Source organism: Nocardia sp. CY41 (assembly GCF_009829325.1).
In the GTDB taxonomy this organism is placed as follows: domain Bacteria; phylum Actinomycetota; class Actinomycetes; order Mycobacteriales; family Mycobacteriaceae; genus Nocardia.
The window spans coordinates 1-9,933 of the sequence record NZ_VUOS01000067.1; the positions used below are offsets into that span (position 1 = coordinate 1).

The 9,933-nt window shown below is 64.9% G+C and carries 8 protein-coding genes and 3 pseudogenes; 4 read left to right on the forward strand and 7 right to left on the reverse strand.

The annotated features are described in order from the left end of the window. The first annotated feature begins 65 nt into the window (after positions 1-65). Positions 66-737, forward strand: coding sequence for a hypothetical protein (locus tag GVY64_RS35905; RefSeq protein WP_159851013.1), 672 nt, complete (start codon positions 66-68; stop codon positions 735-737). A 44-nt stretch (positions 738-781) separates the two neighbouring features. Further along, the gene (locus tag GVY64_RS35910) at positions 782-1,054 is read left to right on the forward strand and encodes a hypothetical protein (protein WP_159851014.1); all 273 of its coding nucleotides are present in this window, start codon (positions 782-784) and stop codon (positions 1,052-1,054) included. Between the two features lie 117 nt (positions 1,055-1,171). Here GVY64_RS35910 and GVY64_RS35915 read toward each other — a convergent pair whose 3' ends face one another. Continuing rightward, the gene (locus GVY64_RS35915) at positions 1,172-1,414 is read right to left on the reverse strand and encodes a hypothetical protein (protein WP_159851015.1); all 243 of its coding nucleotides are present in this window, start codon (positions 1,412-1,414) and stop codon (positions 1,172-1,174) included. 46 nt (positions 1,415-1,460) lie between these two features. Here GVY64_RS35915 and GVY64_RS39355 point away from each other — a divergent pair. Then, positions 1,461-1,581: pseudogene (locus tag GVY64_RS39355) on the forward strand (Tn3 family transposase); the annotation flags it as partial. Between the two features lie 85 nt (positions 1,582-1,666). On the opposite strand, the gene GVY64_RS35920 reads toward GVY64_RS39355, so the two are convergent. Genes GVY64_RS35920 through GVY64_RS35930 form a run of 3 tightly spaced genes read right to left on the reverse strand, consistent with a single transcriptional unit; the run spans position 1,667 to position 5,148 of the window. Continuing rightward, complete coding sequence (locus GVY64_RS35920; protein ID WP_236567522.1) at positions 1,667-4,294, reverse strand: AAA family ATPase; 2,628 nt, start codon at positions 4,292-4,294, stop codon at positions 1,667-1,669. A gap of 24 nt (positions 4,295-4,318) precedes the next feature. Beyond that, the gene (locus tag GVY64_RS39360) at positions 4,319-4,654 is read right to left on the reverse strand and encodes a hypothetical protein (RefSeq protein WP_159851017.1); all 336 of its coding nucleotides are present in this window, start codon (positions 4,652-4,654) and stop codon (positions 4,319-4,321) included. Next, complete coding sequence (locus tag GVY64_RS35930) at positions 4,642-5,148, reverse strand: transposase domain-containing protein (RefSeq protein WP_159851018.1); 507 nt, start codon at positions 5,146-5,148, stop codon at positions 4,642-4,644. The genes GVY64_RS39360 and GVY64_RS35930 overlap by 13 nt, the downstream gene beginning before the upstream one ends. 394 nt (positions 5,149-5,542) lie before the next feature. On the opposite strand from GVY64_RS35930, the gene GVY64_RS35935 reads away from it, so the two are divergent. Next, positions 5,543-8,116, forward strand: coding sequence for an ATP-binding protein (locus GVY64_RS35935; RefSeq protein WP_159851020.1), 2,574 nt, complete (start codon positions 5,543-5,545; stop codon positions 8,114-8,116). A 459-nt stretch (positions 8,117-8,575) separates the two neighbouring features. Here GVY64_RS35935 and GVY64_RS35940 read toward each other — a convergent pair whose 3' ends face one another. The 3 genes and pseudogenes from GVY64_RS35940 to GVY64_RS35945 all read right to left on the reverse strand — a co-directional run. Continuing rightward, positions 8,576-8,902 carry a hypothetical protein gene (locus tag GVY64_RS35940; protein WP_159851022.1) on the reverse strand — a complete coding sequence of 109 codons (327 nt, stop codon included), beginning with the start codon at positions 8,900-8,902 and terminating at the stop codon, positions 8,576-8,578. 236 nt (positions 8,903-9,138) lie between these two features. Then, a pseudogene (locus GVY64_RS39365) lies at positions 9,139-9,275 on the reverse strand (Tn3 family transposase); the annotation flags it as partial. Positions 9,276-9,481: 206 nt separating this feature from the next. After that, a pseudogene (locus GVY64_RS35945) lies at positions 9,482-9,742 on the reverse strand (transposase); the annotation flags it as partial. Between the last annotated feature and the right edge of the window lie 191 nt (positions 9,743-9,933).

Genomic DNA, 9,933 nt, shown 5'->3' on the forward strand with positions numbered 1-9,933 from the left:
GGGTGATCGTATTCTGTTGGGGCAGTGTCTGTATGCCGGTGTTCGACCCAGTAGGAGAAGCCCGGATGGACCGTTACCCCCGCCCTGTCCTGTTCACCATGCCGTGGATGCTCAGTGGCCTGTCCGCGGTGCTGGTCCTCGCCGCGAGCATCGCGTCGTTCTCCTTCACCAGCACGTTGGCGCGGCTGGCGGGAGTTCCCGAGGGCCTGGCCTGGTTGTGGCCGGTGGTGGTCGGCCTCAGCGTCGCCCAGATCGCCTACACCTACGCCATGCTGGCGCGGATGCCTCACGAGCGGATCAAGCCGCTGGCCCTGGTCTACCAGTTGCTACTGGTGTCCGCAGCGCTGGTCAGCGTCGCAGGGAATGTCTCGGTCATCTCCCGCCGCCCGACCGAGCTGTCCACCGGCGAGATCACGGCCGTCGTCTCCGTCGCGCCGGCGTGCCTGGTGTGCTGCGTGTGCGGGTACGTCATGCTCGCGGTGATCATCCCCGCACGAATCGAGGCGTCGATCCGCGACATCCATATCCGCGAATCAGCCGAACGGGTGGCCAGACTCGCCCACAGTGCCGCGATCGCGGATGCCCAGCCCGCGAGCAGCGACAGCCCCGAGGAGACCCCGTGGTGGAAGCAGCACCGGGCCGGTGCGCCCGAGGATTCCTCGGAAAGCAACGACCCGGAGGTCCCCGGAAACGGTCGTGACGCGGCGGCAGAGGCCGGCCAGTCCCGGTCGAAGTAGCCGCCGCCAGCAGACATGCACGACAGACAAGGCAGGGGACTTACATGACCACTCTGTTCTGGATCGGGGCGGGGATCTGGTTTCCCAGCGTCGCCGTGATGGTTCTTTCTCGCCTCCTGCGCCGTCGAGAGGTGCAGGTCTTCCAGGCCAGCTTGCTGATGTGCGCGGTCGGATCGGTGATCCCGGCGATCACCCTTCCCGCCGTCACCAGAGAGTCCACCCTCAAGAACGTGCTGATGATCACCGCGATGGTCGCGCTGGCGATCCTGTGCACCGTCGCGCTGGTGACGCTGCGCCCCCGCCCGACCAGTGACTGAACCGGGCGGGCACCGACTAGACAGACCGGCGCCGAACCGTGGTTCCTGTCGGTGCCCGGGGTGACCATTCGAGCCGATGTCCCCGCTCCGGCATCGCAGCATCCTTATAGTCGTCTGCTAGGACGGGGGCAGATAGAACGACACGACCGATCCGGCGGGGAACGTGCCCGCGCGGTTGGCGCGCTGCTGCTCGCGCATTCGGTCGGCGTAGCGGACCAGCTCGAGGTGTTCCGGTCGCGCCGTGTCCAGCAGGCCGGTCACCGCGGCGGCGATGCAGTCGGAACTACTGGTCGGCGGCCGTTGGTTGGGCGTGCTCCACTTCGGATCTGTACGGGTCAGCTGTTGGCGCCATGTGTTCACGGTCCGGGCTTGCGCCCCGGTCAGCCGCCCGGTCGAGTAGTGGCGCGGCAACGCCGAGGATCTGCCGATCACCGAGCACGCGACCGATACCCACGGGGATATTGGTCAACTTCGCGTTGTTCGACCTGCTCGGCATGCAGCTCTCGCCTCGTATCCGGGACCTGGGCAACGATCACCTTAGTGGCCGCGGGCGCGCACGGCTCTGCACCCACTGGCATGCCCGGACGCTCACAGCGGCAGTTGGCCAAGAGTCTACCGATGTGGCTGTGGGGATTCTCGTCGTGCACGGGTGGGGTTGGGCCGTCTCTTCGCCTCCGCGCGGACCCTGTCGATCCGGTGTCGCGGCACGAGTTTGATGATGTCCCTGCGTGAGGTGATCATCAGTTTCCGGAAGACCGCGGCGATCTGCGCGTCGACCGTCCTGGAGGAGTTTCGCCGACAAAACGCTATCGCGGCGTTTGTCCACCCTGCGGCTGCCAGGATCGCGACCTCTTGCTCGGCCTCCGACAACTCGTCCCAATGTGACGGGATCGTTTTGCGGGCTGGATGATCCACCGCTACCTTACGGAACGACAACGTGCCCAGTGCCAGCCGCTGCACCTCGTTCGATTCGGGACGCAGCAACGAGCCCTGCCTTTCGGCCGCAGCGAACCCCTCGGGGCCCAGCACACCACGCGCCACGTCGATTGCTCTGGCCGTTTCATCCCCGAAGGGCCCCATGTTCCCGATCTCGGCACCCAGGCTCATGCGCAGGGTCCTGGCTCCTCCGACCAGCTGAGCGGTTTCCTCGGCGAGTGCGCGAAGTCTGGCTCGGTCGGTGCTTCCCGCCGTGATCAGGTCCGTGATGATCTGCGCCAGTGACCAACTCCGAACATGCACCGCCACCGCCGAACCCCAATGGTCGCCAGCTTCCAGTTGGTGCGCCAGTGCGGTCCGCTCGATGGCCAAGGCTTGGGTGGGATCGCCGTGCTTGGTCAGTGCGATCGCCCACTGCAACTCAGCCCAGGATTTTGTCTCGTGTGCTCCGGAAGTGGTGGCGTGATCGAGATGACGTCGCGTGACATCCAGCGCCTGCTCTTTCGAGCCGAGGAAACTCGCGGCAAACGCCTCTATCTGTGCACTCATCGCCGCGCCGGCGCGAGAGCCGAGTTCGCCGAACCTTTCGCGAGCGGATGCCAACACCGCGATGGCCCTCGGGTCGCGGTGCACCAGCATCAGCTCGGCGCCCCACAAAAAGGCGACGGGCGCGGGTAGATCGGAGGCGGCCGCGGTCTGCCGCCAGGTTTGTCTGGTCTTTGGGTCGCGGATACAGACATCGACACACGCCTCGAGCATTCGTTCGGCGTCCTCCTGCTCGCCCTGAGACAATATCTGCCATCCGATGAGAGCCATGGCTGTTATCTGGAGTTCGACGGGCTGCGGACTCAGGGCGCGTGTCGCTGTCAGAGCGCGTTCTGTCCGTTGGCGCATTTCCCGCAGAGAGGCTCGAAAGATGATCACGCGCATGGTGATCAGACTTAGCGAGATCTCCAAGCCGAGCGCGGCCTCGCCCGGTGTGGTGATGCTTGTGTCGATGGCGACCAGGATGTTGTCCCACGCCGCGCGACCCCAATTCACCAGGTCATGCTCCCGGGGGCCGAACCAATCGGCCTGCGCCAGAGCGACCTTGTCTCGGTAGTATTCGCGGTGTCTCTTGGCCAGTCGCGCCGGTTCGTCCGTCTCGTTGGTGGAGCGTGATCGCAGTTGTTGTCGGGCGAAGACGCGGATACTTTCCAGCAGGGAATACCGCACCGTGGCCGGTGTGATGTGCGCGGTCACCAGCGATTGATCCACCAGACGCTCAAGCAGACCCTCGATCTCCTCTCTCGCCACGCCGACCTCCGCGTCGCCGCGATCCGCGGATTCTCCCGACTGCCCGGAGGCAGGGGGATCGGCGCACACGGCTTCGATAGCCTCCAGGTCGGCTCCCACCTCGAGGACGGACTCGTCGGCGGGGTTGGTGTCGTATCCGGCGGCGAATACCGACATGCGGTCCAGCAGCACGCGTTCCTTGTCCGTGCACAGGCTATAGGACCAGGCGATGACGTCGCCGACTCCCCGATGGCGGGGGTCGGCACCGGCTCTGGGCCCGTGCGTCCATTGCATGCGTTTGTCGGTGGCTTCGCCGCTGAGTTCCCGCAGGATAATCGCCAGAGGCTGGTACAACAGTCGCGCGGCCGCCAGGCGGATGAACAGCGGGTTGTTGTGCACATGGCGGCACACCAGGTCGGCCATCGCGATCTGGCCGGTATCGGTGAGGGGGCGGCCCGCGAGTTCGGCGCGCACCCGGAACAGGGTCAGGGCCTGTTGCTGGGTCAACGGGGGAACCGTGAAAAGATGTTCGTCCACCCATCCGATGGGCTCACGGCTGGTCGCGAGAATACTTAGCCCCGGTGCCGCGTCCAGCAACTCGGCAATGAGCTGGCTCGCAGCCGCGAGTACGTGTTCGCAGTTGTCCAGCACCAATACGGTCCGCGGAGCACGTCCCGACTCGTCGGCGCAGGTCAGTTTGTCGATCAGTTCGTCCCGGGCCGACCGGCTCGAGAAGTCGGTGTCGAGGACCGATCGCGCGATCTCGAGTTCCACCGCCGCCGCATCCGCGGCTGCGGACAGTAGTGCCAGCCGTACGCAGTACACCGATGTGTGTCGGGGTTTGCCGAAGCGGCGGGCCACCTCGGCTGCCAGACGGGTTTTCCCGATCCCGCCCGAACCGGTCAGAGTGATCAACCGTGCCGAGCCCAGAAGTAGAGTACTGATCTTTTCGATTTCGGCCTCGCGGCCGACGAACACGTTCGAGAATGCCGGCAAATTTCCGGCGCCTTCCCAAGGGCTGGTAAGCATATTCACGAGCCTAGTCTCCCCGCGTCAATTCAATCTTTGATGATTCTGCTGCTCAATTCCGTCAGGCGGCGAGAGCGTAAATCCCAAGTTCGACAGTTGGTGGGCATGGATTGAGTCTCCATTCACCGGGGGGACCGTGCAAGGCCGGGTAGTTAGTGTTTTCGCTTTCATGCAAGGGTTTCGGGTGACCAGGCGGTGGCGCTGTAGAGGCCTGGGCCGATCCCACAACACCAGCATGTCCGGGCGCAGTAGATGCAGCAACTTGCAGGCGTAGCCGGTCTCGCCCAGCTCGGTGGGTCCGAACACTGCCCCGATCACCGCGCGGGTTCCGGTCTCCACCAGCGTCATCAATTCCAGCATCGGGTAGGCGTAATGGGCGGTGGCACGCAGCCAGGCCCGGTTCCGAGCGGTGGCGGGCACTTTCTGGGAGGTGCAGCCATCGAAGGACACCATCCGATACCGCCTGAACCGAACCCCCGGAGTCGACGGCTGTGCCAACGGCCCGGCCAGCACATCGAACAACATCCGCTTCGGCGCGACCCCCACCCGACGGCGCAAGTCCGCAACGCTTTCGCGGTCGGGGCGGGCAAGGGTATCCCGGTCAACGAGGCAGTGAGTTTGTCCCAGGCCGCCCGATAACCCACCTCGGGGAACAAGCACATCGCCAGCAGGAAATAGACCCCGACCCGAGACGGGAGATCACGCAACCGGCGCTGCACCGACCGGGTTTCCTCGATGACCGCGTCGACAAGCTCGAAGGGCACCACCACGGTCAACTCGCCCAGATGACCGGCAGCGAACCGGCCCGCGGCCACGGTCACCGACCGGGTGATCGCCGCCAACGCGGCAGGCATCGGCTGCTGCACGATCGCGTGGAGCGATGCGGTTGTGATCCAATTCCAGCTCCCGGAGGCGAGCCCGGCGGCCACCCGGGCGCGCACACCCGCGCTCGCGCGGCGAGAAGCTCCACGAGGAGCCACCCACCGGCGCGATCAGGGGAGAATGAAACGGCAACGGAACTCCTCGGCAACAGGCTGTCTTGGTCGACTACCTGAACCAACGAGCTCCGTTACCCTATGCCTGAAATCCTCAAACCGCTTGCGCCACCAGCGAAAACACTAACTACCCGGGCGGGTGGTCGATCTGCCCGTGGGCTACCTCGTGTTCGGGGTTCGGTGAAGGGTGGGCTTGTCCTACCGCGCAGCGGCTTGCGACAGCCGTTTCTTGCGGGTTCTATAATTATGCGGTATGGGCGACAGGAGTCGAGAACGCGCGGGGGTTTTGCTTGCTGATGCCGCCAGCTTCGTCGGCCGAGACCGCGAGCTGGAAAAAATCAGCATCCTCCTCCTTGGTCCGGCGCGGTTGATCACCCTCACCGGCCCGGGCGGGATCGGCAAAACACGGTTGGCCGCCGAAGCCGTGCGTCGGTTCCAGAAAGCTATGAGCACACCGGTGTATTGGGCGCGGTTGGCGCGGCTGGCCAAGGGCTCGGGCAGGGCTGCGATAGAGGAGGAGATCGCCCGGTCGGTGGTGGAGGTCGATTTTTCCGAGCGATCGGCGCGGGATCTGCTCGTGGACACTTTCACCGGCACGGACGCGCGAGGCCGGAACCCACAGGCGGTACTGGTGCTGGACAACTGTGAGCATGTCCTCACTGGTGTCGGCCAGCTGACAGCGGAGTTGCTGGAAGCGGTACCGGGGTTGACCATTTTGGCGACCAGTCGCGAGGCGATCGGGTGGATCGACGAATACCAGATTGTGGTGCCCTCGTTGACGCGGGAACAGGCCTTGGCCTTGTTCCGGCAACGCGCCGAACTCACCGGCCACCCCGTCACCGGTACCGACCAAACCGCCACCGCCGCCATGATCTGCCAACATGTGGACAACCATCCGCTGTATATCCGGTTGGCCGCGGCGCGACTGGTCTATCAACCGTTGGCGATGATCCTGCAGGGCTTGAGCGGCCGCGCCGACGACACACGCCTGCGATGGTCACCCGGCCCTGGTGTGGGGGGCGACCCACGCCATCGGAGGGTCACCGACGTCATCGCCTGGTCCTATGAGCTGTGCACCGGCAAGGAACGCCAGCTGTTCGGACGGATGTCGGTATTCGCGGCCGGATACGACACCCACTCCGCAGACAACGGTGCGGTCCTCGAGGTGGGAGCAGACCTGGAGGCTATCGAAAACGTTTGCGCCGACGACGAACTCGCCCGGCACGGCAGCGAGGGGGAGAGTTTATCGAGTGAGGAGATCCAGGGCCTGCTCAATCGTCTTATCGATCGATCACTGGTGACGGCACATATCACGCCGACCACGGTGCGGTACTCGCTGTTGGAAAGCCTGCAGATATTCGCCCAGCAACGACTGTGCCAACGCTCCACCGGCGGAGTGGACGAGCCATCACGGTTGGCCGGGCGTCACCGCCGCTACTACCGCGACAAGGTCGCCCATGCGGCGGCCACCTGTGTCAGCCCAGCCGAACAAGACCTGATGGACTGGGCCCGGGCCTCCTGGGACAACATCCTGGTCGCCATCGACACAAGCATCACCACACCGGGCGAGGCCGCGGTCGGCTTGGAAATCTGTGCCGGGCTGCTCGCCCTACGAGTGCCCTTCGTCAAGGGTTCGTTTCGGGAGATGCGGCGCTGGACCGAACGCTGCCTGCAGGCCAGCCGTGCGCTGACCCCGCAACCCACCCAACTCCAGGTCGAGACGGTGGGTTGGCTCGTATGGCTGAGTCTGATCATGAGCGAGGGCGCGGTCGCTGAGCAGATGCTCGAGGACTGTGTCGCTGCCTGCCTACCCGACCCGCATGCCAGAGCCGACTGGCGTAACACGGCCCAGACCGATATCGGCCTGCCCGCTCCTGTCGAATTGGCATGGGGCACCGAACTACTTTTTGCTCACAGCGATGTCCGAGCCATCACCGTCCTGAACCGAGCGCGCGAGAAGTTTCATCGGCTCGGCAACGGCGCCGGCGAGGCAATGAGCGACATGTTCGCGGCCACCGCCGCCAGCCTGCTCGGCACCCGACAACAGGCCTACGAGTTCGCGCGGGGCAACCTCGACCGTGCCAGGGCCTCCGGAGCGGGGTGGTTGATCTCCTGGGCGGAGCTGGTCTGGACGATCACCTTGACCAAACACGGCAACCCCACCGAAGCGTTGGCTGTTCAACGGCGGATACTGGCATATCAACTGTCCATCCGTGATCAGTTCAGCTCTGTGTATCCAGTACGATTTCGGACCTGGTCGTTGGCACAGCTCATTACCGACTCGCTCACGGCCGAAAACCCCGACCGCGACGCGCTCGTCGCACTGGCCACCGAAATCGCTCGACTCGCCGGCGGTAGCAGAACACAGCGAGGCAGGCTCGGGATGCCTATCGAAGAGATGGGGCCCTTCGCCGACGAATCCGCCAAGGCCGTCGCCGTCGCCCGCCGGATACTCGGACCCGACGTCTTCGCTGCGGAAGAAGCCCGAGGAACGCGGCTGCGTCCCGAACTGGGCGAGTTGCAACGGCTCGCCCTGGGCACCCTGTCCCTCCACACCCCATCGGACAAGGCCACCGGGTCGCTGTGGCGCCAGCTGACCGGGGCCGAGCAGCTGGTCGCTGTCCTGGCTGCGGCCGGGTGGACCAACCCTGCCATCGCCGCCCGCCGAGGCAAATCCACCCGAACCATCGATACGCAAATCGCGGCGGTCTTACAGAAACTGGCCATCACCTCACGCGAGGACATCATCGGGCACATCCCCAAAGCCCTCATCGACCAGGTCCGAACCGAAACCACCCGCCGACCCAGGGGGCCGACAAAGTCGTGATGTGAGGGTTTGACCTGCGGGTTCGAGCGTGTTGTCGTGGGCGGGCACGGCAACACCGGAGATGATCTTGGTTCCTACACCGGATCGTCCGAAAGCTGTTACCGTGCCCGCGTTGTCATACGCCTGTGCCACTTACTCAGCGACGCCTGGCGGGATCTGCGGACGGCCGATGAGCCGGGCGCCGTAGACCGTGATTTCCGCAGGTCGACCGGCAGTGCGGAATGGGGTCGGGGAACATCGTTGAGAAATCGGGCGGTAGCGCGTTATGGCAGATAGTTACTCGCTATGGGCGATAGCGCGGATAGCGACCTGGTGTTTCGACTGGGTCGACAGTGGGTCGACTCTGGAACTATGCGGGGTACAGACGACTTCGAAGGCTCGCCCGGCGGCAAACACCCAGGTCGTCTTTGCGCCACCGCTGGATTACGCGCCACTGCTCCTCACGTCCTCACGCCCCGTTCAGTGCCCGATTTCGTGGACGATGGCCTCGATGCGTGCGTGCAGGATCTCCTGCAAAATCATCCGGGAGATCGACATGTTCGACAGGTGCCCCTGCACGGTGATCACCAGGTGCGCAGCGGCGCGGCGGCATTCCTGGATCAGGTCGACGAACGCCGGTGGAAGCAGTCCGCTCTGCGGTGGCGGTTCATGGCACACGGTGGCCAGCTCGTAGCCCAGCGATGTGGCCGCAGCCCGCAACATGTCCTCGCCCTTGTTGCGGTCGCCGTCGTTGATCAGGTCATCGCGCAGGTACCCGTAGGCAAGAGGTAGTAGTGCAGTCATCATAGAACCAGTTTCAGGGGTTTGTGGCTCGTTAGCGTTGGCAGAATCCCGCCTGCACGACAGGCTCCCTTGCCGGCCTACCGACGCCATCATCGAAGGCAGGGGCTCCGATGACGCCGTTGTACCGGAGTCGTGCTCGCTGCACGACAACCTAAATCGGGCTACCCATCTGGTCGGTGTGTGTTTTTTGCGGGCCCGCCCGTGACGAGCACGCCTGTGAATTACAGCGGTGAAAAGGTGATCGTTGCCCAGGTCCCGGATACGAGGCGAGAGCTGCATGCCGAGCAGGTCGGACAACGCGAAGTTGACCAATATCCCCGTGGGTATCGGTCGCGTGCTCGGTGATCGGCAGATCCTCGGCGTTGCCCAGGATCTCGAAGGGTCGGACCGCCGAGATTCAGCGCACTTCGGCATGTGCCGGCGGGTTTCAGGTCGGTCTGGTGCAGACGCGATGCCGAGTGACTGGTATCGGGCGTGTCGCGGCTTCCGGATGGGTGGACGCGGTGGAGCCGGTCGAAGTGTGGGACGCGCTGGCATTGCCCGCCGCGGCCCGAGTTGCAGGCGCGCAGCAGGCCCTCAGGCCGTCTTGGGCCTGGTCCCGTTGCGCACGTCCGCCGAGTCCCGCTCGGCTGGCGCCTGGTTCGGCTCGAAGCCCAGGTGTTCGGTCATCTCCTCGTTCAACGCCGTCTCGAGGACGGTCTTGGTGAACTGTTTGAGCAGCCCGTTCGGCCCGGTCAGGGACAAGCCCTGTTCCTTGGCCATCCGCACCAACTCCGCCGCTGCCAGCTGTTCGGCCGACGCCTCGGCCTTCTCCCTCGCCACGGCACCAAGTGTCGTCATCACGGCACCTTCCCACTGAACATCGTTCAGCGCGTCAGGCCGCAAACACCGTTAGATCCACAGTCCCGGATCCGGGGCCGAAGCGGTAGTGAGGCGAACTTCCTCGACGGGATATCGAGGCCCCGTCGACGTTACCGCCGCTGGACTGGGGTGACGGGTAGCCCTGGCGAGGGTGTCGCGGGCGGTGGTAAATG

Coding starts and splice junctions, on each gene's coding strand:
- GVY64_RS35905 (WP_159851013.1), top strand. CDS start 66: ATGGACCGTTACCCCCGCCCTGTCCTGTTCACCATGCCGTGGATGCTC.
- GVY64_RS35910 (WP_159851014.1), top strand. CDS start 782: ATGACCACTCTGTTCTGGATCGGGGCGGGGATCTGGTTTCCCAGCGTC.
- GVY64_RS35920 (WP_236567522.1), bottom strand. CDS start 4,294: ATGCTTACCAGCCCTTGGGAAGGCGCCGGAAATTTGCCGGCATTCTCG.
- GVY64_RS39360 (WP_159851017.1), bottom strand. CDS start 4,654: ATGCTGGAATTGATGACGCTGGTGGAGACCGGAACCCGCGCGGTGATC.
- GVY64_RS35930 (WP_159851018.1), bottom strand. CDS start 5,148: ATGCCTGCCGCGTTGGCGGCGATCACCCGGTCGGTGACCGTGGCCGCG.
- GVY64_RS35935 (WP_159851020.1), top strand. CDS start 5,543: ATGGGCGACAGGAGTCGAGAACGCGCGGGGGTTTTGCTTGCTGATGCC.
- GVY64_RS35940 (WP_159851022.1), bottom strand. CDS start 8,902: ATGATGACTGCACTACTACCTCTTGCCTACGGGTACCTGCGCGATGAC.